Genomic DNA, 21,145 nt, shown 5'->3' with positions numbered 1-21,145 from the left:
GTCGCACGCGGCCCGTTCACCGGCGGGTACGGCGTTCAGTTGCCGCCGCCCGCCCGCAGACCGTCCAGGTCGGCCTTCACGGTGTCGACCGGGATCGCGAATCCGAGACCGACGCTGCCGGCCGTCGAACCGCTCGAAGAACTGGGCGAATACATGGCCGAATTGATTCCGATGATCTCGCCGTTCATATTGATCAGCGCGCCGCCGGAATTCCCCGGATTGAGCGAGGCGTCGGTCTGGATCGCCTTGTACGTCGTCTTCGACGAGCCGGTGTCGCCGTTGAACTGCCGGCCGCCGAACTCGAACGGCCAGCCCTGCCGCGGGTCGTACTGCTGCCCCTGCCCCTGCTGCTGGTCCTGGCCGCTCTCGTCCTTGGCGACGGTCACGTCCCGGTCGAGGGCGGAGACGATGCCGCTGGTGACGGTCCCGGTCAGGCCCTCGGGGGAGCCGATGGCGACGACCTCGTCGCCGACCCTGACGTCCTTCGAGGAGCCGAGGGTGGCGGTCTTGAGGCCGGAGGCGCCCCGCAGTTTGATCAGCGCCAGGTCCTTGTCGGGGTCGGTGCCGACGACCGAGGCCGGGTAGGACTTCCCGTCGCTGAGCTGCACGGTGATCTCGGAGGCCCCGGAGATCACGTGGTTGTTGGTGACGATCTCGCCGTCGGAGGTGATGATCACGCCCGAGCCGGTGGACTTGCCGGCGTTCGAGGCCGCGGAGATCTCGACGATCGACGGGGAGACCGCCTGGGCGACCCCGGCGACCGTGCCGGTGTCGCGGGCAGAGACGTTGGTGCCGCTCACGGCGGTGGAGGCGGTGGCGGGGGTGTCGGAGGTGAGCTGCTGGACCAGCGTCGCCGTACCGCCGCCGACCGCGGCGGCCGCGATGGCCACGGCGACCAGGAGGCCGACCCCGCGCTTGGCGCGGCGCCGGGCACCGGGGGCGCCGCCTGCCGGGGCGGCGACGGGGGGTCCCACCGGCGGCGGCACGTGCCCGCCGGACGGCCACACCGTGGTGCCCGGCTCGGTCGTGATCGGCTGCGTCGGATCGTACGGCGGCCTCGGCGGGTGGTGAGGCTGCTGCGGCTGCTGCTGGAAGTCCGTCATGGGTACGACTCTCGGATCCGTAGATGAGAGCCGTCTGAGGACCGGGTGAGAAGCCCGACAGAACCCTGTATGCCCGATGTAAAGGCGGGTGCCGCGCGGCGGTGAAGACGGGAGCCGCGGCGGTGAAGACGGGAGCCGCGCGGCTGATGCGGACGGGTCCCGCGCGGCTGCCCGGGGCAGCCCTCGCGTGCCGCTACTCGTGGCAGCCGCACGAGCGGCGGACGACCAGACCCGAGGGGAACAGCTTCACGCGCTCGCGGCGCGAGCCCGCCACCCGGAGCGAGTCGTCCAGGACCAGGTCCACGGCCGCCCGCGCCATCGCCGGCCGGTCCGAGGAGATCGTCGTCAGCGGCGGGTCGGTGAGCGCCGCCTCCTTGACGTCGTCGAAGCCCGCGACCGCCAGCTCCGAGGGCACCTCGATGCGCAGCTCGCGCGCCGCCCTGAGCACACCGAAGGCCTGGTCGTCGGTGGAGCAGAAGATGGCCGGCGGTCGGTCGGGCCCGGAGAGCAGCTTCAGGGCCACCTGGTAGGCGTCGTAACGGTTGTACGGGGCCTCGAAGAGCCGTCCCTCGACCGACCGGCCCGCCTCCAGCATGGCGCGCCGCCAGCCCTCGACGTGGTCGGCGACGGGGTCGCCGACGGCCGGGGTGTTCGGGACGCCGCCGAGGCACGCCACGTACGGGTGACCGTGCTCCAGGAGGTGACGGGTGGCGAGCTGGGCGCCGCCGATGTCGTCGGTGACGACGGCGACGTCGTCCATCGCCTCGGGCCGCTCGTGGAGCAGCACCACGCGCGCGTCCCAGGCCTCGATCTCGCTCGCGGCCTGCTCGCTCATGCCCTGGCTGACCAGGATCAGTCCGGACACCCGCATGCCGAGGAACGCGCGCAGGTAGTGGACCTCGCGCTCGGTGCGGTAGTCGGAGTTCCCGACGAGGACCATCTTCCCGCGCTCGGCGGCGGCCTGTTCGACGGCGTGCGCCATCTCGGCGAAGAACGGCTGCCGGGCGTCGGGGACGATCATGCCTATGAGGTCCGTGCGCCGTGACGCCATGGCCTGGGCGACCCGGTCGGGGCGGTAGCCCAGTTCCTTGATCGCGGCGAGGACACGCTCGCGCGTGGCCGGGGCGACCGGCCGGGGTCCGTTGTTGATGACGTAGCTCACGACCGCGGTCGATGTACCTGCCAGTCGAGCTACGTCATCCCGCGTCACCTTGGCCACGCGCGGCAGTCTACGCGGGGTGACCTACCTACCGGCAGGTCGCACTGTGGCATCCGCCACGTTCCTGTCCTCCGAACGGGTGGGGTCGACCGTGGCGTCCTTGACGCCGGCGCCCGCCCTGGCCCCTTCCTTCGCGCGGGCCTCCTCCTTCGCACGGGCCTCCTCGGCGGCCCGCTCGACCTTCTCGGGGGTGACGAAGCGGTAGCCGACGTTACGGACGGTGCCGATGAGCGACTCGTGCTCCGGGCCCAGCTTGGCCCGCAGCCGCCGTACGTGGACGTCCACCGTCCGGGTGCCGCCGAAGTAGTCGTACCCCCACACCTCCTGGAGGAGCTGCGCGCGGGTGAAGACCCGCCCGGGGTGCTGCGCCAGGTACTTCAGGAGCTCGAACTCCTTGAAGGTCAGGTCGAGGACCCTGCCCTTGAGCTTCGCGCTGTACGTCGCCTCGTCGACCGACAGGTCGCCGTTGCGGATCTCCATGGGGGAGTCGTCCGCGACGATCTGCCGGCGGCCGGTCGCGAGCCGCAGCCGCGCCTCGACCTCGGCCGGACCCGCGGTGTCGAGGAGGACGTCGTCGATGCCCCAGTCGGCGGTGACGGCGGCGAGGCCGCCCTCGGTGACGACGAGGATCAGCGGACTGCCGAGCCCGGTGGAGCGCAGCAGCTGACAGAGGGAGCGCACCTGCGGGAGGTCGCGCCGCCCGTCCACGAGGATCACGTCCGCGCCGGGGGTGTCCACGAGGGCGGGGCCCTCCGCCGGGGCGACCCGGACGCTGTGGAGCAGCAGACCGAGGGCGGGGAGCACCTCGGTGGAAGGCTGGAGGGCGTTGGTCAGGAGCAGCAGGGAGCTCATCGTGCTCCTCCTGCCACCGGTCGGTCGTGCTTCGTTCGCTCGCTCATCGTTCGGTTCCTCCTCGGTCCCTGCGAGGACGTGGCACTGCTTCGTACGTCGTTCCGTACAGCTCTTTGCCGGCTCTCGCGCCCTGAGAGCTTTTGTTCATCCGTCCGTAACAACGGTCGGAAAACGCAAAAGGACCCGGGGGCTGCGTCGCCCGGATCCTCTGCACAGGAGAATAGCCCACATGAGTTCAGAGGGAGAGGGCGGATTTCATATGGCGGATGTCTCTCTGATCACTTCCGGCTCCCGGCGGGCCATGTTGCGTACGGATGACGATGTCCGGATCGAGGCGGTTTACGAACCGTCCCGGGCCAGTGTCACCGATACGGCCGTCGTCGTCGCCCACGGGTTCACCGGGTCGGCCGACCGGCCCGCCGTCCGGCGTGCCGCGCGCGCCTTCGCGGAGCGGGGCGCCGCCGCGGTCGTGACCTTCTCCTTCCGCGGCCACGGCGGCTCCGGCGGCCGTTCGACCGTCGGCGACCGGGAGGTCCTCGACCTGTCCGCCGCCGTCCGCTGGGCCCGTGAGCTCGGCCACGCGCGCGTGGCGACGGTCGGCTTCTCCATGGGCGGGTCCGTGGTCCTGCGCCACGCCGCGCTGGACCGGGAGGGGCCGGGGCGCGCCGACCGGGTGGCCGCCGTCTCCGCGCCGGCCCGCTGGTACTACCGGGGGACGGCCCCGATGCGCCGCCTCCACTGGGTGGTCACCCGCCCGGCGGGCCGCCTCGTCGGGCGGTACGGGCTCCGCACCCGGATCGACAGCCGCGCCTGGGACCCCGTACCGCTCTCGCCGGTGGCCGCGGCGCCGCTGATCGCGCCGACGCCGCTGCTGGTCGTGCACGGCGACCGGGACCCGTACTTCCCGCTCGACCACCCGCGGATGCTCGCCGGGGCCTCCGACGCGGAACTGTGGCTGGAGCGGGGCATGGGCCACGCCGAGAACGCGGCCGGGGACGAGCTGCTCGCCCGGCTCGGGGACTGGCTCACGCGCGCATAGCCCATCATGGGGGGCGGCGCGCACACGAACGAAGGGAGCGCCGCTATGGCAGCGGGAACCATCCGCTACTGGGCCGCGGCCAAGGCCGCCGCCGGTGTCGCGGAGGAGCCGTACACCGCCGAGCACCTGGCGGAGGCGCTCGACGCGGTCCGCGCGAAGCACCCGGGCGAGCTGGTCCAGGTCCTCCGGCGGTGCTCGTTCCTGGTCGACGGCGACCCCGTCGGGACCCGGAGCCATGAGACGGTACGGCTTGCCGAGGGCGGCACCGTCGAGGTGCTCCCCCCGTTCGCAGGAGGGTGAACCCCACAGCATGAGCAATGACCAGTACTACGGCGGTCAGCAGTACGACCCGTACGCGAACGGGCAGGGACAGCACGTACCGCAGGCGCCGCAGGCCGCCGACGTCACCCAGACGTGGGAGGGCCAGACCTGGGACACCACGTACCAGCCGGCCGTCTCGTACGACGAGGTGCGGGCGGCGCGGGCGCAGGGCGGGCAGCAGGGACACGCGCCGCAGGGATACGCGCCGCAGGAGGGGTACCAGCAGCCGTACGAGCAGCCGCAGGCCCAGCCCCAGCATCAGTCGTACGCCGAGCCTCAGGCGTACCAGCAGCACCAGGGGTACGAGTCGCAGCCGCAGCAGGCGTACTACGCCGAGCCGCAGCCGCCGGTTTCCGCCGCTCCCGCTCCGGCTCCGGTGCAGGCTCCCGCTCCGGTGCAGGCTCCCGCCGTCGGGGCCGAGGCCGGTCCCGGCTGGTCCTCGCCCACCACCTCCGGGAACACCCGGATCACCGACGCCCAGCGCGCGCGGGCCGAGGGCCGGTCCCCGGTCATCGAGCCCGGCATGCAGCCGGCCGCGCTGACCGCCCTGCTCGGGCTGCTGCTCGCCGGCGGCGCCGCGCTCGGCACGTACGGGCTGCTCGTCCCGCTCGTCCTGCTCCAGGCCGTCACCGCCGCCGGCTGGTTCCGGCTCAACGGCATGTGGCCCGCCCGGCAGGGCATCGCGCTGGCCTTCGCCGGCGGCCTCGCCGCCGACGCGGCCCTGCTCGCCACCGGCCGGGAGCACGCGGCCGCCGCGATCCTCGGCACCCTCGGCGTCTGGGTGCTGCTCTGCCTGGTCCTCCAGCTGCGCAGCCACGCCGACCCGGACGAGCGGATGTACGGCCTGATGGCCACCATCGCCTCGGCGGCGCTCACCGTCGTCGCCACCGGGCACCTCGGCGCCGACCCCGACGCGGTGGTCGTCGGCGGGATCGCGGTCGCCGCCGCCGTCCTCGCGCGGGCGCTGCCGCTGCCCGGCGCCGTCTCCGTGGCCGTCGCGCTGCTCGCCTCCGCGGGCGCGGGGACCGCGGCCGGCGGCCTCACCGGCCTGGGCGCCTCCGGGGCGCTGCTGGGCCTCGGGGCTGGGGTCTGCGCGCTGGTCGGCCTGCGGGTGGCGAGCTACGACTACCCGTCGCGCTTCGTGCACATGACGGCCGGGGTCGCGCTGCCGCTGACGGCCGCGGCGCCCGCCGTCTACCTGCTGGGCCGGGCCCTGGCCTGACCCCGACACGGCCCTGAAGCGGCCCTGACCGGACCCTGATCCGGGCGGGGCGCGGGAACCAACCGGCCCCTCGGCACGTCGATCTTCGTGTCGGGGGGCCGAACGCATATCCACTTCCATCGGGGGGACGCACTACCCATGCGAGCACTGCGGATTCTGTTGATCGTGGCCGTCGTGCTGGGCGGGGTCCTGGTGGGGATCGACCGGCTGGCCGTGGCGTGGGCCGAGGACGAGGCGGCGGGGCGGGTGAAGCTCGCCGCCGTGGACAGCGACTCCATAGAGGTCGACATCAAGGGCTTCCCCTTCCTCACCCAGGTGGCGGGCAAGCACCTCGACGAGGTCGAGGTGAAGGCCTCCGGCGTCCGGGCGACGGCGGGCGACAAGCGCATCCGGGTCGGGGAGCTGACCGTGGCGCTGAAGGACGTCACCGTGACCGGCGACTGGTCGGGCGCGAAGGCGGGTTCCGCGACCGGGACGGCCCTCGTCTCGTACGCGGACCTCACGGCGGCCTCCGACCGGGAGGCCACCGTCGCCTACGGCGGGAACGGCAAGGTGAAGGTCACCGGCGGCGTGAAGATCATGGGCCGGACGCTGACGAAGACGGTCACCTCGACGGTGACCGTGGTGAACGGCGACACCCTCAAGGTGCGCGCCGACGAGGTGCCCGGCGAGGGCATCCCCGGCATCGAGGACCTGGTCCGCGCCCGGACCGACTTCGAGCGCCCGATCGGCGACATAGCCGGCATGAAGGTGGAGAAGGTCGAGCCGCGCCCCGAGGGCCTGGCGGTGACCGTGACCGGCAAGGACATCGTCCTGGCGGGCTGAGGCCCGGTGCCTCCAGGGGGCCCGGACACCCCCGTACGTACTCGTTGGTCACATGCTGAGACGCAGCTGTCCGATCCGCAGAAACGGAACCGGACGCCTCGGTACGGAGGCGTCCGGAGCCGACCCGTACGGTGATCGCGTCTCACATCTCGGACGATCGCGTCTCAAAATACGACACGCCGGTGACACGGCCGCCTGTCCGTCCCTACGATCGAGGGCATGAAGCGACAGGCGGATCTCACGAAGCGGCGGGCAGTAGACCTGTGCCGCGTCGCCGCCATGCTCTGTCGTTCCGTCTGAGCGGGACCCACCACTCCCGTATTCCTCAGGCCCTCCGACCGAGGTCGGGGCCGCCCCGTGCAAGCCGTACGCATGTCCGTCACGCACGTCCCTCATGCACGCGACGCCGCGTACGCAGCCACACCCGCACCACACCGCCGCACACTGCCCCGGAGGAGAACAGCATGGCTCGCAGCGACGTCCTGGTCGACGCGGACTGGGTCGAGGCCAACCTCGACAACCCGCAGGTCGCCCTGGTCGAGGTCGACGAGGACACCTCGGCCTACGAGAAGAACCACATCCGCAACGCCATCCGGATCGACTGGACGAAGGACCTCCAGGACCCGGTCCGCCGCGACTTCATCGACCAGGAGGGCTTCGAGAAGCTCCTCTCGGCCAAGGGCATCGCGAACGACACCACGGTCGTCCTCTACGGCGGCAACAACAACTGGTTCGCCTCGTACGCCTACTGGTACTTCAAGCTCTACGGCCACCAGGACGTGAAGCTCCTCGACGGCGGCCGCAAGAAGTGGGAGCTCGACTCCCGCGACCTGGTCGACGGCTCCGAGATCCCGGCCCGCCCGGCCACCGCGTACAAGGCCCAGGCCCTGGACAACTCGATCCGCGCCTTCCGCGACGACGTCGTGGCCGCGATCGGCGCCCAGAACCTGGTCGACGTCCGCTCGCCCGACGAGTTCTCCGGCAAGCTGCTCGCCCCGGCGCACCTCCCGCAGGAGCAGTCGCAGCGCCCCGGCCACGTGCCGAGCGCCCGCAACATCCCGTGGTCGAAGAACGCCAACGACGACGGCACCTTCAAGTCGGACGACGAGCTCAAGGCCCTCTACGAGGCCGAGCAGGTCGACCTGGCGAAGGACACCATCGCCTACTGCCGCATCGGCGAGCGCTCCGCGCTCACCTGGTTCGTCCTCCACGAGCTGCTCGAGGTCACGAACGTCAAGAACTACGACGGCTCGTGGACCGAGTACGGCTCCCTCGTCGGCGTGCCGATCGAGCTCGGCGCCAACAAGTAACCCCGGACCCTCCCTCCTCCGGACCCCTCGACCGTAAGGACAGAACGACATGTGTGGAGCGCAGCCCGGCGGCCCCGACGCCTCGACGATCAAGCCCGGTGAGACCACCATCCAGGGCTTCGTGACCAAGGACGGCCAGCCCGTCACCGGTTACGTCCGCCTCCTGGACTCGACCGGCGAGTTCACGGCCGAGGTCCCGACCTCCGCCACCGGCCAGTTCCGTTTCTACGCGGCCGAGGGCACGTGGACCGTCCGCGCCCTGGTCCCCGGCGGCACCGCCGACCGCCAGGTCGTGGCGCAGCACGGTGGCCTCGCCGAGGTCGCCATCGCGGTGTGATCCCGCACCGTTGAACCGGCCGAAGGGCCGTGCCTCCTGGGGGGTTGGACGCCATTTCCAGGACTAGAGGCACGGCCCTTCGGTCTGCCCGCTTCCGCCCGCCCCCGCCGGATTCCCGTCCGGTCTCCTGCCGGTGACGGGCGGCGTCCCCGGTCGTACGCTGAAGGTGTGTACGCACGCCGTCGGCACGTCTACTTCTGGATGATGGGCGCCTGCCTGGTCCTGTTCGTGGGCGCCTGGGCCGTCGTGCGGCTCTTCTCGATGCCGGTGGCGATCGGCATGTGCGTGGTGGCCATGGTCATCCCCCCGGTCGCCGCGATGGTCGCGAACCGGCGGGGCCCCGAGGACCGCTGGTGGGACGACCCCTCGGGGGACCCGAAGTCGGACGAGTGGTGGGACGAACTCGACGGCAAGAAACGCCCCCGCGAGCGCTGAGGGTCGGCTGACCCGGACCGAGGGGCGGCCGGAACGTCAGTAGACGAGGGCCTGGGTCTCGTCGGCCATGGCCTCCTGGACGAAGACCTGCGCGCCGGCGATGCGGAAGCCCTCCAGGAGGTCCTTCTCCTCGATGTCACGGCGCGCCGCGCACTGGGTGCACACCGTGGCCCGGCCCCCGGCCGCCAGGATCGAGTCGATCAGGTCCGGCAGCGGCGCGGCGTGCGGCAGCTCGAACTCCGCCGCCCGGCCCGGGAGGGCGAACCACGAGGACTCGCCGGTCAGCCAGAGCGACACCTCGACACCGCTGGCGGCGGCGACGGCGGCCACCGTGAAGGCCTGGGAGCAGCGTTCGGGGGCGTCGGCCCCGGCGGTCACCTTGATCACGAGCTTCTTCGCCATATGCCGAACTGTAATGCGCGGCGGTGCAACCCCCCGCGCCCCTCATGTGTCAGCTGGGTGCGCGGATGACGGAATCCGCGCTTCAGGTCTCGTGGGGGGACTCTTGAGCATCGAAGAAAGTATCCAAAATACGGATACGGCACCACCGCCGACCCCGGAGCCGGCGACGGAAACCGCGCCTCCGGTCGCTTCGCCGGGCCCGGCACCGGATGTGTCCCCGGACACACCGGAGCCCGCACGGCCGCGCCGCCGCGCCCTCCGCACGGTCGGCCTGATCGCCGTCGCCGCCGTCCTCGGCCTCGTCGGCGGCACGGCCGTCGGCTACGGCATCCAGGCCGACCGCGAACCGACGGCCCTGCCCGCGCTGAACCAGCCGGGCCTGGCATACCCGGCGAAGCCCCTCCCGAAGGGACAGGAGCCGGAGGCACTGTCGGCGAAGGAGGACCTCCAGGCGAAGGCGCAGGGGGACCTGCGGAAGCTGCTGCTGCCGAGGCCGGCGGGGGCGCGGGCGGACGGTGAGGACGGCTGGCAGTCGCTGATCGAGTACGCCAACGACTTCACCCAGCCCGACTCGGCGCTGGAGTACCAGCTCGAACAGGAGATCCGGCGGACCGTCAGCCGCGTGTGGCGGTCGGGCGAGAACCGCTGGGTCAAGATCGAACTCGCCCAGTACCGGCCGAGCGCCGGCATGGGCGCGTACGAACACGTGCGGCGCCAGCAGACCATCGCCATGGGCCGGACCAGGTCCGATTCCATCGGTGAGCCGGTGAAGGGCTCGGGGAACGGGCGCTATTTCGTCTTCCCGGTGGAGCGCAGGGCCGGCTACCTGGACTCCTACCAGGCCCGCGCCTTCATCCAGCGCGGTGACATCGCCATCACCATCATCATGTCCGACACGCGGAAGATCTCCGGGAACGAGATCCGTTCCCTGGCCGAGCGACAGCTGGGGCGTCTGTGACCGAGAAGTCCGGGGGCCGGGCTCGCCGCCTCCTGAAGAACGTGCTGACCGCCGTGCTGGTGCTCGGGGCCGTGGGCGGCGGGGTCGCGTACACCGCCACCACCGTCGACGGAGCCGACCGCACGGCGCCCACCGTGGCGTGGGGGACGCCCACCGCGACCGCCACCCCCGAGGACCCGGCGGCCGCCGTCGACAAGGGCCGCGCCTCCACGCCGATGAGCAGGCTCCTGCTGCCCGTGCCGGACGGCTACGTGCTCGGCGCCGACCTCGCCGGGTACGGCAACGACGACGAACTGGGCGCCAAGGCGGCCGCGGCCCTCTTCAAGAAGAGCGGCAAGGGCGTCTACGGAAAGGAGCGCCGCACGTACGAGAAGGCGGTCGACGCGCTCGGCATCCAGGGCATGGCGGTCCGCTCGTACGCCCGGGTCGACAACAGCCTCCAGGCGGAGGTGTCCATCCTGCGGATGAAGGACAAGAAGGCGGTCCGGAAGTTCTTCGGGATCCGCAAGGACCTGGCCGAGCTCCTGGACCTGGACAAGGGCCCGAAGATCGAGGGCCACGCGAAGAACGCCTTCTGCCACCTGAGCCCCGAGCCCCAGAAGCCCGAGCAGGACGGTGAGGTGCGGACGCCCGAGCTCCGGGCGGTGATCTGCGTGGCGTACGACGGCGAGGTCATGGTCTCCGTCACGGCGTACGGCATCCCGCCCCTCGACACCAAGGCCGTGGCGGTCCTCGTCGAGAAGCAGATCCGCCACATCGAGTCCCCGGGGGAGTACGTATGACCGAGCAGTCGACGAAGCAGGCGCCCGAGGAGATCGAGACGGCCGGGACGACCGAGGTGGCGGAGACGGTCGCCGACGCGGTGGAGCCCGCCGCCGAGACGGTCGTGGACGCCGCAGCAGCAGCTCCCGATGCCGCTCCCGCCCCCGCCGTCGCCCCCCGGCGGGCCCGGCGGGTGCTGTGGGCCGTCGCCCGGTGGACGGCCGCCGTCGTGGTGTGCGGCGGCGTCGGCGCGGGTACGGCCCTGGGAATCACCGGGCTCGACCGGAGCGAGGTCCCCGGGCTCGCGACCGAGAACGACGGCCGCTGGGAGTACCCGCGGCTCCGTCTCCCGGCGCTGCCGGCCGACCGGCCCCGCCCGTTCACCGCGGCCAACAACGGCGAGATCCACTACGCGGACGTGCGCGAGCTGCTGCTGCCCGCGCCGGCCGGGGCGACGCCCGACCCGAAGCTGGACGGCGGGTTCGTGTCCACGGAGGCGTACCTCTCCCTGTACGGGAAGGAGTTCCGCGGCGAGCTCCGGCAGAGCCTGGCGGACTCCACCCTGCGGCACATCGCCGCGCGCGGGTGGACGACCCCGGACGGCACCCGGACCACCGTCCATCTGCTCCGGTTCAGCTCCGTCGCGTATGCCCAGTCGTACCAGGACGTGGCCCTGGAGGTGGACGCGACGGACGGCCCGAAGGCACTGCCGGACGGGGTCGAGAACGTCGTCCCGGAGACCTTCGCGGACGACATCGAGGTGCCGGACACGCGCGCGTACGCCTTCCGGGAGAAGAAGCCCTACGGTCCCGAGCAGGTCCGCTGGGCCTACGTCCAGGCAGGCGACACCCTCGCGCTGATCACCCAGACCCGTAAGGGCGAGGCGCTCGGCGTCCCGTTCCAGCAGACGGTCACCCTGCAGAACCAGCTGCTCGGCTAGCCGTACTCCGGCGGACCCACCTGCTAGACCCACCTCACCGAGTGGGCCGGGCCCCCGCCCACTAAGCTGGGGTCCGGCCCGTTCCGCCTTCACCGCTCAGTCGAGGAGCACCCCGTGATCTTTTTCTTCGAAGCACTGCTGGTCCTGGTCTGCGTCGGCGTGCTCGCCTTCACCGGTCTGGCCGTGAAGAAGCTGTACCAGGGCCAGCGCTGATCCACTTCCCGCCAACCACTTCCTAGAGAACGCCAGAGCCGCTCATGATCGAGATCCCCTCCGACCTCAACCCGGGCCTCGTCCCCCTCGCGTTCCTGCTCGGCACGTGGGAGGGCGCGGGCGTCTCCGACTTCCCCGGCGCCGAGAAGTGCAACTTCGGCCAGTCCGTGACGTTCAGCCACGACGGCCGTGACTTCCTCGAGTACACGTCCCACTCCTGGGTCCTGGACGAGGAGGGCAACAAGGTCCGCCCGCTGGAGAGCGAGAGCGGGTACTGGCGGATCGACAAGGACCGCAAGGTCGAGATCGTGATGGTCCGCGACCAGGGCATCGTCGAGATCTGGTACGGCGAGCTCGCCGACCAGAAGCCGCAGATCGACCTCGCGACGGACGCCGTCGCCCGGACGGCGGCCTCGGGCCCGTACTCCGGCGGCAAGCGCCTCTACGGCTACGTCAAGAGCGACCTCATGTGGGTGGGCGAGAAGGCGACCCCCGAGGTCCCGCTGCGGCCGTACATGTCGGCGCACCTGAAGAAGGTCGTCACGCCGGAAGAGGTCGCGGAGATGGCCCGCAACCTTCCCGACATGCCGGACGACGGCATCGCCTTCTTCCGCTAGGAAGTCCGGGTCGGCGCGCCGCGCCCTCCTACACTGGGGGGCGTGGTGAGCACCGACTGGAAAAGCGACCTGCGGCAGCGCGGATACCGGCTGACGCCGCAGCGTCAGCTCGTCCTGGAGGCCGTCGACGCGCTGGAGCACGCGACGCCCGACGAGATCCTCGTGGAGGTCCGCAGGACGGCCTCCGGCGTGAACATCTCCACCGTGTACCGGACCCTGGAGCTCCTGGAGGAGCTCGGGCTGGTGAGTCACGCCCATCTGGGGCACGGGGCCCCGACGTACCACCTCGCCGACCGGCACCACCATCTGCACCTGGTGTGCCGGGACTGCTCCGGGGTGATCGAGGCGGACGTCGAGGTGGCCGCCGAGTTCACCGGGAAGCTCCGGGAGACCTTCGGCTTCGAGACGGACATGAAGCACTTCGCGATCTTCGGCCGCTGCGCGGACTGTACGAAGAAGGCGGCCCAGGAGCGCGCCCCGGAGGACGGGGACCGCGCCCGGCCGGACGGGGAGACCGCGTCCGGAGCGACGGGGACCGCGCCCTGAAGGACCGCCCCGCGGAGTCGTAGGCTTTTCTCATGCAGCGACATTCAACGATCAGCCCGCTCCTGTCCCTGCCCGGTGCCGTCGCCGCCGAAGGCCGCGACGAAGGTGTCGCCGCGCACTACGGCGACCTCTTCCGCGAGCAGCGCTCCCTCGCCGACGGACACGGTTTCGTCGACCTCTCGCACCGCGGTGTCGTCGCCGTGACCGGTGACGACCGGCTGAGCTGGCTGCACCTGCTCGTCACCCAGTACATGACGGACCTGGCGCCCGGCCGGGCCACCGAGGCGCTGGTCCTGTCCGCGAACGGGCACATCGAGCACGCCCTGTACCTCGTCGACGACGGCGAGACGCTGTGGGCGCACGTCGAGCCGGGGACGCGGGAGGAACTCGTCGCGTACCTGGAGTCGATGAAGTTCTTCTACCGCGTCGAGGTCGCCGACCGTACGGAGGACATCGCCGTCGTCCACCTCCCGGCCGGCTCCATCGCCGAGGTGCCCGAGGGCGCCGTCGTACGGGAGACCCCGCACGGCCGTGACCTGTTCCTGCCCCGCGCCGACCTGGAGTCCTTCGCCGCCTCCCACGGGCCGGCCGCGGGCATCCTGGCGTACGAGGCGCTGCGCGTCGAGGCGCACCGCCCCCGGCTCGGCTTCGAGACCGACCACCGGACCATCCCGCACGAGGTCGGCCTCATCGGCAGCGCCGTCCACCTGCAGAAGGGCTGCTACCGGGGCCAGGAGACCGTCGCCCGGGTGCAGAACCTGGGGAAGCCGCCGCGCCGCCTGGTCTTCCTGCACCTGGACGGCAGCGAGGTCCTGCTGCCGGCCCACGGCACGCCGCTCCGGCTGGCCTCCGACGGCGAGGAGGGCCGCCAGCTCGGCTTCGTGACGACGGCGGTCCGCCACCACGAACTGGGCCCGATCGCCCTCGCCCTGGTGAAGCGCAACGTCCCGGTGGACGCCCCCCTGATCGCGGGGACGACGGCGGCGGCACAGGAGACGGTGGTCGAGCCGTAGGACGGGCCGGGGGGGCGATACGTCCTCGTCCGGCACGCTCAGCGTCGTAGCGCTTCGGCGGGCTGGATACGGGCGGCCCGCCAGGCCGGGTACAGCCCGGCGACGAGTCCGGTGAGCAGGCCGATCGCCGGGGCGGCGGCGACCGTGAGCGGGTGGACGACCGGCGTCCACGCCCGTACGACGGCTACGATCACCACTGTCAGGACACCCAACGAGGTGCCGACCAGCCCTCCGAACGTGCCGAGTACGCCGGACTCCGCGAGGAACTGGCTCATGACGTGCCGTCCGCGCGCGCCCAGGGCGCGCCGGAGTCCGATCTCGCCCGTCCGTTCGAGCACCGCGACCAGAGTGGTGTTTGCGATGCCCACGGCGCCGATGACCAGACAGATCGCGGCGAGGACGAGGAAGAGCTGCCCGAGGTCACCGCTGACACCGCCACGCAGCGCGCGGGGGTCGGGTGGAGGAACCGCCTTCAGATACTCCGGGTGGTCCGGACGCAGCGCAGTCGGCACCTGTTCGGCGATCTGCGGAGCCGCTCCGAGGTCGGTGGAGATCAGCATCGACGCACCGTCACGCGGCCGTCCCCACATCCGCTCGGCCGTCTTCGGCGGCACGATCACCGAGAGCAGCAGATCCGTCTTCCGCTCGGTGCCGCCGATGATGCCCGCCACCGTGAACGGCTGGTCCCCGATGAAGACGGCGGGGCGCGTCTCCAGCGTGGTGATGCCGAGACGCTCGGCGACACTCCGCCCGAGGACCGCGACGGGCTGTACGCCGTTCGCGGCGAAGTCGTCGTAGACGCGCCCCTCTACGAGCGAGACCGAGGCGGCGGAGAGCACTCCGGGCGAGGCTGCGACGACCTGAACCCGGCCGCCGTCCGTGCCACTGCCCGGACCGCTCCCGCCGCCCGAACCGCTCACCAGGGCCGCGCCGACGCCGTCACCGGGCGGCAGTTCCACGCTCCAGTACACGCCGGCATGCCGTACGCCCGGGAGACGCTCGACCCGTTCGTCGGCGTCGGCGGGGAATCCGGGTCCTGCGAACTCGTTCTGTTCGCGGGACACGTCGCGGACGGTGACCTCGGTCGCCGCCAGCGCGTTGAAACGCGCGTCGATCTGGGATGACGCGGTGGCGGTGAGGCCGAGGATCGCGACGAAGGAGCCCACGCCGAGCACCGTCCCCAGGGCTGTCAGAACCGAGCGGGCGGGGCGCCGGAGGATGCCGGTGAGCGCCTCGGAGAGCAGGTCCCCGGTGCTGAAGACGGACAGGCGTACGGCGGGCGGGCGACGACGGAAGCGGCGGGGGATCACAGCCTTCCTCCCGTCGTGCGGTCCGCCTCGTCGAGGACTCCGTCGCGGATCGTCAGGGTGCGCCCGCCATGGGCGGCGACCTCGGGGTCATGGGTGATCATGACGATCGTCATGCCGTCCTCGTTCAGTTCCCGCAGCAGGGCCAGGACCGAGCCGGCGTTGACGCTGTCCAGGTTTCCGGTGGGTTCGTCGCACAGCAGGACCGACGGACGGCCGACGAGGGCGCGGGCGATGGCGACGCGCTGGCGCTCGCCGCCGGAGAGGGTGGTCGGCAGGGCGTGGGCGCGGTTCTCCAAGCCGACGCGTTCGAGGACGGTGAGGGCCCGGGCGGTGCGCTCGCGGCGGGGCGTTCCGTCGTAGACCATGGCGAGTGCCACGTTCTCCAGGGCGCTGCGATGCGGCAGCAGGTGGAACGACTGGAAGACGAAGCCCAGCCGACGGCCCCGCAGGGCGGTCCGTTCGGCGTCCCGGAGGCCGCCGATGTCGATCCCGTCGAGGAGGTAGGTGCCGGTGGAGGGGGCGTCGAGCAGCCCCAGGATGTTGAGGAACGTCGACTTCCCCGAGCCGGAGGGGCCCACGACGGTGACGAAGGCTCCCCGGAGGACGGAGAGGTCGCACGGCTGGAGCGCATGCACGGCGGGCGGGCCGGGGTAGGTCAGTCCGACGGCTCGCAGCTCGATCACGGCGGATGCGTCGAGCATCACGGTGTTCCGCCGCCCCCGTCGCCACCCGTGGTTGCTCCCGCTGCCCCCGCGCCGGGCACGTCCCCGGCGGCGGAGCGGCCGACACCGGTGACGACGGGATCCCCCGCTGTCAGTCGCCCGTCGCCGACGGGGGTGACGGCGACGAAGCCGTCACCTGCCGTACCCGGACGCACCTCGACGCGCCGCCGGTCGCCCGACGGGGCGACCACGGTCACCGTCGTCCTGCCGTCGGCACCGGAGCTGAGGGCGGTGACGGGAACCACGAGGGCTTTGCGTCCCGTTGAGGCCGCTTCGATGGTGAGCCGTACGTCCTGGCCGGTCAGGCGTTCGTCGAGGGGCTTGTCCGGAACGATCTCGACCAGGTAGCCGGTGTTCTCGTCACCGGTCTGGGTACCGTCCGCCGCGGGCTGCGCGGGGGCAACGGGCTCGGACGCCACGGAGGAGACACGGGCCGTGGCGGTCACTCCGGTGGTCTCGGAGTAGATCTCGACGCGCTGGCCGCGGCGGAGCAGCCCCTTCTGGTACTCGGGGACGTACGACTGGACGAGGAGCCTGCCGGCCGAGACGGTCAGCGAGGCCTCGGAGGCTTCGCTGCCGACGCTGCCCCGTACCGAGTCGAGCCGCCCCGGGAAGCCGGAGAGGTAGACGACTTCGCCGGCGGGGAGCATGGGGCCGGCGGACGCCTCGGTCTCGGACAACTCGGTGCGGGCGGCGTCGAGGTCTTCGGCGGCGCGGTGCAGTTCGGTCCGTGAGCCCGCGGTGCCGGAATTGGTTCCGGAGTCTTCGCCCTTGGCGCCGTCGCTTCCGCTGGTGCTTGTGCCTTTGTCAGTCCTGCTCGCGGCGGCTCGGGCGTCCTCCCATCTGCGTTGTGCCTGCTTCACCGCCTCCCGGGCGGACTTGAGGGCGGTGGCGGCATCCGTCCGGGCGGGGAGGGGCTCGTAGCCGAGGCCGGTGTACAGCGCGGTGAGCGCGTTCTTCGTGCCGGTGCCGAAAACGCCCTGCCGATCACCGCCGGTGTCGTGCCCGAGGAGCGTGAGGGCGTGCTGCAGCTGTCGTACGTCTGCGCCTGTCGCGCCCGGCCGCAGGTCGCGGTACGAGGGCAGCGTGCCCTGAAGAGCGATGACGGGGCGTCCGCTGACCTCCACGAGCACGGCGCCCCGGCGTACCGCGTCGCCCTGACGAAGGGGGAGGCGGGTCACCACCGGAGCGACCGAGCCTTCGGCGCCCGTGATCTGGGGCTTCACCTGGAGGGACTGGGTCGCCTTCACTTGGCCACGGGTGATGACGGAGGAGATGAGCACACGGTGCTCGACGGGTGAGGTGAGGGCCTGCGCCTTGGGAGGACGGGCATCCGCGGCGGCCTGCGCCGGGGACTTGATGGTGCCGGCGGCCAGGACGCCGCCGACCGACACCACGACGGCGGCGCCGGCGATGGCCAGCGCCCAGCGTCGGCGACGCGCGGCGCCGTTCGGCACTCCGGCGGCCGGTGCGGTCCGTTCCTGTGACATGAGGGCTCAGCCGCCCAGGTTGTCGCTGTCGCCGTCGGCGCCGGGGCCGCAGGCGCGCTGGGCGGCGCGGAGTGCTTCCCTGTCACCGTTGCCGGTCTTCTCGGAGATGCGCGTCTCGCCGGTCTTCGGGTCGGGGTCCGGGTAGTCGGTGATCCCCTGGGCGCGTACGCAGGCGCTGAACTCGCGGGCCTTGGCGAGTTGTTCCTCGGTGGCCTCGGGCGCTTCCTCCTTCGGGATCAGATCCCGGCAGGACTCCTGGGCGCGCAGTTGCTTTTCGGTGGAATTGGCCGGGGCATCCTTGTCCACGCGCAGCCGGGAGTCCTCCAGCTCCTCCAGGACGAGGCCCTGCTTCTCCAGGCAGCGGAAGTAGGTGGTCTCCTCCTGGCTGGGGGCGCCGCTGCGGTTCGCGCTGGGGGTCCCGTCCTCGGAGCAACCCAGTGTGAGCGCGCCGAGCATCAGGACGGCGGTGACGCGGATGACGTGGCGCGATGCCGTACGCACGGCAGACACAGGAAGACCCCCAGTGGTCGGGAAGGCGAAAGGGGGGCCGCTTCGCGACGACGCGCGACGGCCCGGTGACCCCCGTAACCGACGGCTCCGGCAACAACCACGGAGCCACCCCCACGGCGATCATCGCACAGGTGAATGATCAGTTAAACACGTGGACACTCGGGATCGAACTGAGTTTCAATTCAGCGAGTCTGGGGGGCTGTTGAGGTCCCAGAGGAATCTGATGAGGGTGGGGAAACATGAAGGCAACCAGCACCGCGCGTCGGCTGGCCGGTGTCGCGCTGGCAGCCACCGCGATGGCAGGAATCAGCCTTGCCGCGGCTCCTGGCGCCTGGGCGCAGCCTGACGACGGCATCCTGGAGGCCGGCGAGTTCGGGCTCTACTACAACTCGGGACAGTCCGGCTGCGTGTTCGACCTGTTCAACTACGACACCAACTTCTCGGGGGACACGTTCTGGAGGGTGTCAGGCACCTGCACCGGCTACGGCCAGACGACCAACGACAACACGGCCTCCTACTACAACCGCGACAGTGGTACCTGGTGGGTCTACACCGACGCGAACGCCGATGGGGCCGAGGGCACGCTGCCCGCCGGCTACAAGGGCACCGCCACCGACACGTTCAAGAACAAGATCTCGTCGGCGTACCCGTACGACGCGCACTGATTCCGCGCGATCCGACGGGCCCATGGCGGCCGTCGTACCGGTGACCCCGGTGCGACGGCCGCCATGCGGCGTCCCTCCCCGAACCGTTGAGGACCACATGTTTTCGTCATCCCTACGCCGTCGTGCCCTGCCCTGGGTAGCCCTTCTGTGCGTCGCCGGCCCGCTCACCGGATGTTCCGGCGCCGAGGAGACCCCCGGCGCGAACCGGGCCGAGCCGCAAGTGGCCGTCGTGCCCGTCATGGCGGAGGCGACGGTGCTCAAGTTCCCGCTGGACGTCTTCGAGGCGAGCGATGAGCAGCAGCGCACGTTGGGACGGGCTCAGAGTGTGCTGATCGCGCGGTGTATGGCCCGCTTTGGCTTCACCTATCGGGGCGGTGAAGAACGTTCACCCGAGCGGCCGGAGAGTGTGTCGCGACGGTTCGGCGTCGGTGATCCCCGTACCGCCGAGCGGTACGGCTACGCCAATCCGAGTGCGGCGCGTGCTCCGCAGAAGCGCGTCAAGGGGCTCGGACTGACTCGCCCCGAGGAAATCGCCCTGCTCGGCGAACCCGACCTCGACCCCGCGAAGCTGCCGAACAGCCAGCAGGAGGCCGAGCAGCAGGCCGCCGGGGCGGGCAAGGCCGGCGACCGCCGTCCTCCGGCCGGTGGCTGCACCCGTGAGTCGTACCTCAAGCTGTATGCGCCCCGGCCTGACAGCGTCGACCTGCTCTACGTGTTCAACCTCCGGAATCGCGCCGACTCCGAGTACCGTGAGGACTCACGGGTCCGCGCCGTGGACAAGAGCTGGTCCGCCTGTATGGCGAAGTCGGGCTACAAGGTGACCGACCCCCACGATGCGGCCGACGAGCTCGGTCTCGGAGACCGCCGGTCGAGCGCCGAGGCGATCACCGCCGCCAAGACCGACGTGCGCTGCAAGCGGCAGGTGAACCTGCTCGGTGTCCACTACTCGGTCCTCTCCGCCTATGAGCAGCGCGCGGCCGAGCAGAACGCTGAAACGCTGAAGCTTGTCAAGGACCAGCTCGACGAGCGGCTGCGCACGGCCGCGGCGCTGACCGGCTGACCGGCCGGCGGTCGTCCGGTGAACCGTCGCGTCACACCTCGATCAGTACCGTGAACGGGCCGTGGTTCGTGAGGGAGACGCGCATGTCCGCTCCGAAGCGGCCCGTTTCCACGTGGGCGCCCAGTTCGCGGAGGCGGGCCACCACCTCGTCCACGAGGGGTTCGGCGACCGGGCCGGGGGCCGCCGCGTTCCAGGTGGGGCGGCGGCCCTTGCGGGCGTCTCCGTAGAGGGTGAACTGGGAGACGACGAGCAGCGGCGCGTTCACGTCCGAGCACGACTTCTCGCCGTCCAGTACCCGGACGGACCAGAGCTTTCTGGCCAATTGGGCGGCCTTCTCCGGGGTGTCGTCGTGGGTCACCCCCACGAGCACGCACAAGCCCTCCCCGGTGATCTCACCGACGGTCTCCCCTGCGACGACGACGCTCGCGCCGTCCACCCTCTGCACCACTGCACGCATACGCCCCAACCTACCGATCCGCTCCCAGTCCGACGGATGAGGGGCCGAACGGGTGCAGAGCGCCTGCACGCGCGCGCACAGGAGTGGCACCATGCGTGTCAGGCGGTGCGGCTCCGCACCGGTCGAGGGGACGATTCTCATGAGTGCACCTGGCACCGGGCCGACGCCGTCCGGCCCCGTACCGCTGATCCGCTCCGGAACCCGGGGCGGTGGACCGGGCGCCGGCCCCGTCACGCGCCCACCCGTGCAGCGGACCTCCGAACCCGCCCTGCCGGACCGGGCCGAACCCGACCTCGGCGCGCTGCGGCTGCCCGAACTGCGCGCGCTGCGCCGGGACGCCCAGAGCGACGAGGCCGACCTGAGCTACGTACGCCGGATGCTCCAGGGCCGGATCGACATCCTCCGGGCCGAGCTGGCCCGGCGGACCGATCCGGAGGCCCCGGTCCTGGACCGGCTCTCCGAGATCCTCGCCGACGTGCCCTCGCGGCACCGCAGCTCGGCCCGGCACGTGACCCTGTCGACGCCGCGCAGTGAGGAGTACCGGCGGCTCGCGGCCGAGATGCTGTCCGAGGTCGAGCTGTCGGACCTGACGGCCCGCACGGACGACGAGCTGCACGCGGGGATGGGTCGGCTCGCCGGGTACGAGCAGCAGATCTCGCGGCGCCGGCAGCACCTCCAGCGGACCGCCGACGAATGCAGCGCGGAGATCGCCCGCCGCTACCGCGAGGGCGAGGCGCAGGTCGACGACCTGCTGGCCTGAGTCCGCGCGGCGGGCGGGGTGCGGGCGGGGTGCCCGTCCGCCCGTACGCGGGCCGGG

General features: G+C 71.7%; 25 protein-coding genes. 16 read left to right on the top strand and 9 right to left on the bottom strand.

Going from position 1 to position 21,145, the window contains the following annotated elements; genetic code table 11:
• Window positions 1–35: 35 nt before the first annotated feature.
• The 3 genes from ASD33_RS04775 to ASD33_RS04765 all read right to left on the bottom strand — a co-directional run bounded on the left by ASD33_RS04775 (window position 36) and on the right by ASD33_RS04765 (window position 3,174).
• A complete protein-coding gene (locus ASD33_RS04775; protein ID WP_056553564.1) occupies window positions 36–1,103 on the bottom strand; it encodes a trypsin-like peptidase domain-containing protein in 1,068 nt (355 codons plus the stop codon).
• A gap of 193 nt (window positions 1,104–1,296) precedes the next feature.
• Window positions 1,297–2,322 carry a LacI family DNA-binding transcriptional regulator gene (locus tag ASD33_RS04770; RefSeq protein ID WP_056553560.1) on the bottom strand — a complete coding sequence of 342 codons (1,026 nt, stop codon included), beginning with the start codon at window positions 2,320–2,322 and terminating at the stop codon, window positions 1,297–1,299.
• 24 nt (window positions 2,323–2,346) lie between these two features.
• Complete coding sequence (locus ASD33_RS04765) at window positions 2,347–3,174, bottom strand: response regulator transcription factor (RefSeq protein ID WP_056553557.1); 828 nt, start codon at window positions 3,172–3,174, stop codon at window positions 2,347–2,349.
• 229 nt (window positions 3,175–3,403) lie between these two features.
• Here ASD33_RS04765 and ASD33_RS04760 point away from each other — a divergent pair, with 229 nt between their 5' ends.
• The 7 genes from ASD33_RS04760 to ASD33_RS04730 all read left to right on the top strand — a co-directional run bounded on the left by ASD33_RS04760 (window position 3,404) and on the right by ASD33_RS04730 (window position 8,663).
• The gene (locus tag ASD33_RS04760) at window positions 3,404–4,213 is read left to right on the top strand and encodes an alpha/beta fold hydrolase (protein WP_056553554.1); all 810 of its coding nucleotides are present in this window, start codon (window positions 3,404–3,406) and stop codon (window positions 4,211–4,213) included.
• A 45-nt stretch (window positions 4,214–4,258) separates the two neighbouring features.
• Window positions 4,259–4,513: a MoaD/ThiS family protein gene (locus ASD33_RS04755; protein WP_056553551.1), complete on the top strand. Its 255-nt coding sequence runs from the start codon at window positions 4,259–4,261 to the stop codon at window positions 4,511–4,513.
• 10 nt (window positions 4,514–4,523) lie between these two features.
• Window positions 4,524–5,756, top strand: coding sequence for a hypothetical protein (locus ASD33_RS04750; protein WP_056553548.1), 1,233 nt, complete (start codon window positions 4,524–4,526; stop codon window positions 5,754–5,756).
• A gap of 138 nt (window positions 5,757–5,894) precedes the next feature.
• Window positions 5,895–6,581, top strand: a complete 687-nt coding sequence (locus ASD33_RS04745) for a DUF2993 domain-containing protein (RefSeq protein ID WP_056553545.1) — start codon at window positions 5,895–5,897, stop codon at window positions 6,579–6,581.
• Between the two features lie 464 nt (window positions 6,582–7,045).
• The gene (locus tag ASD33_RS04740; RefSeq protein WP_056553542.1) at window positions 7,046–7,891 is read left to right on the top strand and encodes a sulfurtransferase; all 846 of its coding nucleotides are present in this window, start codon (window positions 7,046–7,048) and stop codon (window positions 7,889–7,891) included.
• A gap of 49 nt (window positions 7,892–7,940) precedes the next feature.
• On the top strand, window positions 7,941–8,228 hold the full coding sequence (locus ASD33_RS04735; RefSeq protein ID WP_015035121.1) for a DUF1416 domain-containing protein: 288 nt from the start codon (window positions 7,941–7,943) through the stop codon (window positions 8,226–8,228).
• 111 nt (window positions 8,229–8,339) lie between these two features.
• On the top strand, window positions 8,340–8,663 hold the full coding sequence (locus ASD33_RS04730; RefSeq protein WP_079044538.1) for a DUF3099 domain-containing protein: 324 nt from the start codon (window positions 8,340–8,342) through the stop codon (window positions 8,661–8,663).
• A gap of 36 nt (window positions 8,664–8,699) precedes the next feature.
• On the opposite strand, the gene ASD33_RS04725 is transcribed toward ASD33_RS04730, so the two are convergent.
• Window positions 8,700–9,065: a DsrE family protein gene (locus ASD33_RS04725; RefSeq protein WP_056553536.1), complete on the bottom strand. Its 366-nt coding sequence runs from the start codon at window positions 9,063–9,065 to the stop codon at window positions 8,700–8,702.
• A gap of 211 nt (window positions 9,066–9,276) precedes the next feature.
• Between ASD33_RS04725 and ASD33_RS04720 the strand changes: the two genes are divergently transcribed.
• The 6 genes from ASD33_RS04720 to ASD33_RS04695 all read left to right on the top strand — a co-directional run bounded on the left by ASD33_RS04720 (window position 9,277) and on the right by ASD33_RS04695 (window position 14,114).
• A complete protein-coding gene (locus ASD33_RS04720; RefSeq protein ID WP_063991899.1) occupies window positions 9,277–10,023 on the top strand; it encodes a hypothetical protein in 747 nt (248 codons plus the stop codon).
• Entirely contained in the window at window positions 10,020–10,805 is a 786-nt protein-coding gene (locus ASD33_RS04715; protein ID WP_056553531.1) for a hypothetical protein, read from the top strand. Before ASD33_RS04720 ends, ASD33_RS04715 begins: the two co-directional genes overlap by 4 nt.
• Window positions 10,802–11,725 (top strand): hypothetical protein, encoded by a 924-nt coding sequence (locus ASD33_RS04710; RefSeq protein WP_242426831.1) that lies wholly within the window; start codon window positions 10,802–10,804, stop codon window positions 11,723–11,725. The genes ASD33_RS04715 and ASD33_RS04710 overlap by 4 nt, the downstream gene beginning before the upstream one ends.
• Window positions 11,726–11,982: 257 nt before the next feature.
• Window positions 11,983–12,555, top strand: a complete 573-nt coding sequence (locus ASD33_RS04705) for an FABP family protein (RefSeq protein ID WP_056553528.1) — start codon at window positions 11,983–11,985, stop codon at window positions 12,553–12,555.
• Window positions 12,556–12,597: 42 nt separating this feature from the next.
• A complete protein-coding gene (locus ASD33_RS04700) occupies window positions 12,598–13,101 on the top strand; it encodes a Fur family transcriptional regulator (protein ID WP_056553525.1) in 504 nt (167 codons plus the stop codon).
• 32 nt (window positions 13,102–13,133) lie between these two features.
• On the top strand, window positions 13,134–14,114 hold the full coding sequence (locus tag ASD33_RS04695; RefSeq protein ID WP_056553522.1) for a folate-binding protein YgfZ: 981 nt from the start codon (window positions 13,134–13,136) through the stop codon (window positions 14,112–14,114).
• A gap of 38 nt (window positions 14,115–14,152) precedes the next feature.
• Here ASD33_RS04695 and ASD33_RS04690 read toward each other — a convergent pair whose 3' ends face one another.
• The 4 genes from ASD33_RS04690 to ASD33_RS04675 are packed head-to-tail and all read right to left on the bottom strand — an operon-like array spanning window position 14,153 to window position 18,137.
• Complete coding sequence (locus tag ASD33_RS04690) at window positions 14,153–15,421, bottom strand: ABC transporter permease (protein WP_056553917.1); 1,269 nt, start codon at window positions 15,419–15,421, stop codon at window positions 14,153–14,155.
• Entirely contained in the window at window positions 15,421–16,125 is a 705-nt protein-coding gene (locus ASD33_RS04685) for an ABC transporter ATP-binding protein (protein WP_056553519.1), read from the bottom strand. The genes ASD33_RS04690 and ASD33_RS04685 overlap by 1 nt, the downstream gene beginning before the upstream one ends.
• On the bottom strand, window positions 16,125–17,636 hold the full coding sequence (locus tag ASD33_RS04680) for a peptidoglycan-binding protein (protein ID WP_199863439.1): 1,512 nt from the start codon (window positions 17,634–17,636) through the stop codon (window positions 16,125–16,127). The genes ASD33_RS04685 and ASD33_RS04680 overlap by 1 nt, the downstream gene beginning before the upstream one ends.
• Before the next feature lie 6 nt (window positions 17,637–17,642).
• The gene (locus ASD33_RS04675) at window positions 17,643–18,137 is read right to left on the bottom strand and encodes a hypothetical protein (protein ID WP_056553516.1); all 495 of its coding nucleotides are present in this window, start codon (window positions 18,135–18,137) and stop codon (window positions 17,643–17,645) included.
• A gap of 248 nt (window positions 18,138–18,385) precedes the next feature.
• Here ASD33_RS04675 and ASD33_RS04670 point away from each other — a divergent pair, with 248 nt between their 5' ends.
• Both ASD33_RS04670 and ASD33_RS04665 read left to right on the top strand, forming a co-directional pair.
• A complete protein-coding gene (locus ASD33_RS04670) occupies window positions 18,386–18,811 on the top strand; it encodes a peptidase inhibitor family I36 protein (RefSeq protein ID WP_056553514.1) in 426 nt (141 codons plus the stop codon).
• Window positions 18,812–18,908: 97 nt separating this feature from the next.
• Window positions 18,909–19,871: a hypothetical protein gene (locus ASD33_RS04665; RefSeq protein WP_157869993.1), complete on the top strand. Its 963-nt coding sequence runs from the start codon at window positions 18,909–18,911 to the stop codon at window positions 19,869–19,871.
• 31 nt (window positions 19,872–19,902) lie between these two features.
• Here ASD33_RS04665 and dtd read toward each other — a convergent pair whose 3' ends face one another.
• Window positions 19,903–20,328: a D-aminoacyl-tRNA deacylase gene (gene dtd, locus ASD33_RS04660; RefSeq protein ID WP_056553509.1), complete on the bottom strand. Its 426-nt coding sequence runs from the start codon at window positions 20,326–20,328 to the stop codon at window positions 19,903–19,905.
• A gap of 139 nt (window positions 20,329–20,467) precedes the next feature.
• On the opposite strand from dtd, the gene ASD33_RS04655 reads away from it, so the two are divergent.
• Window positions 20,468–21,088 (top strand): hypothetical protein, encoded by a 621-nt coding sequence (locus tag ASD33_RS04655; protein WP_056553914.1) that lies wholly within the window; start codon window positions 20,468–20,470, stop codon window positions 21,086–21,088.
• Window positions 21,089–21,145 lie beyond the last annotated feature (57 nt).

The organism is Streptomyces sp. Root1304 (genome assembly GCF_001426405.1).
Classification (GTDB): Bacteria; Actinomycetota; Actinomycetes; order Streptomycetales; family Streptomycetaceae; genus Streptomyces.
This window is presented reverse-complemented; position numbering and strand designations above follow the sequence as displayed.

Bases quoted from the DNA above. Each gene is read 5' to 3' on its own strand.
- ASD33_RS04765 (WP_056553557.1), bottom strand. From the start codon at position 3,174: ATGAGCTCCCTGCTGCTCCTGACCAACGCCCTCCAGCCTTCCACCGAG.
- ASD33_RS04735 (WP_015035121.1), top strand. From the start codon at position 7,941: ATGTGTGGAGCGCAGCCCGGCGGCCCCGACGCCTCGACGATCAAGCCC.
- ASD33_RS04670 (WP_056553514.1), top strand. From the start codon at position 18,386: ATGAAGGCAACCAGCACCGCGCGTCGGCTGGCCGGTGTCGCGCTGGCA.
- dtd (WP_056553509.1), bottom strand. From the start codon at position 20,328: ATGCGTGCAGTGGTGCAGAGGGTGGACGGCGCGAGCGTCGTCGTCGCA.
- ASD33_RS04775 (WP_056553564.1), bottom strand. From the start codon at position 1,103: ATGACGGACTTCCAGCAGCAGCCGCAGCAGCCTCACCACCCGCCGAGG.
- ASD33_RS04745 (WP_056553545.1), top strand. From the start codon at position 5,895: ATGCGAGCACTGCGGATTCTGTTGATCGTGGCCGTCGTGCTGGGCGGG.
- ASD33_RS04760 (WP_056553554.1), top strand. From the start codon at position 3,404: ATGAGTTCAGAGGGAGAGGGCGGATTTCATATGGCGGATGTCTCTCTG.
- ASD33_RS04665 (WP_157869993.1), top strand. From the start codon at position 18,909: ATGTTTTCGTCATCCCTACGCCGTCGTGCCCTGCCCTGGGTAGCCCTT.
- ASD33_RS04695 (WP_056553522.1), top strand. From the start codon at position 13,134: ATGCAGCGACATTCAACGATCAGCCCGCTCCTGTCCCTGCCCGGTGCC.
- ASD33_RS04685 (WP_056553519.1), bottom strand. From the start codon at position 16,125: ATGCTCGACGCATCCGCCGTGATCGAGCTGCGAGCCGTCGGACTGACC.
- ASD33_RS04740 (WP_056553542.1), top strand. From the start codon at position 7,046: ATGGCTCGCAGCGACGTCCTGGTCGACGCGGACTGGGTCGAGGCCAAC.
- ASD33_RS04705 (WP_056553528.1), top strand. From the start codon at position 11,983: ATGATCGAGATCCCCTCCGACCTCAACCCGGGCCTCGTCCCCCTCGCG.
- ASD33_RS04680 (WP_199863439.1), bottom strand. From the start codon at position 17,636: ATGTCACAGGAACGGACCGCACCGGCCGCCGGAGTGCCGAACGGCGCC.
- ASD33_RS04725 (WP_056553536.1), bottom strand. From the start codon at position 9,065: ATGGCGAAGAAGCTCGTGATCAAGGTGACCGCCGGGGCCGACGCCCCC.
- ASD33_RS04655 (WP_056553914.1), top strand. From the start codon at position 20,468: ATGAGTGCACCTGGCACCGGGCCGACGCCGTCCGGCCCCGTACCGCTG.
- ASD33_RS04710 (WP_242426831.1), top strand. From the start codon at position 10,802: ATGACCGAGCAGTCGACGAAGCAGGCGCCCGAGGAGATCGAGACGGCC.
- ASD33_RS04750 (WP_056553548.1), top strand. From the start codon at position 4,524: ATGAGCAATGACCAGTACTACGGCGGTCAGCAGTACGACCCGTACGCG.
- ASD33_RS04755 (WP_056553551.1), top strand. From the start codon at position 4,259: ATGGCAGCGGGAACCATCCGCTACTGGGCCGCGGCCAAGGCCGCCGCC.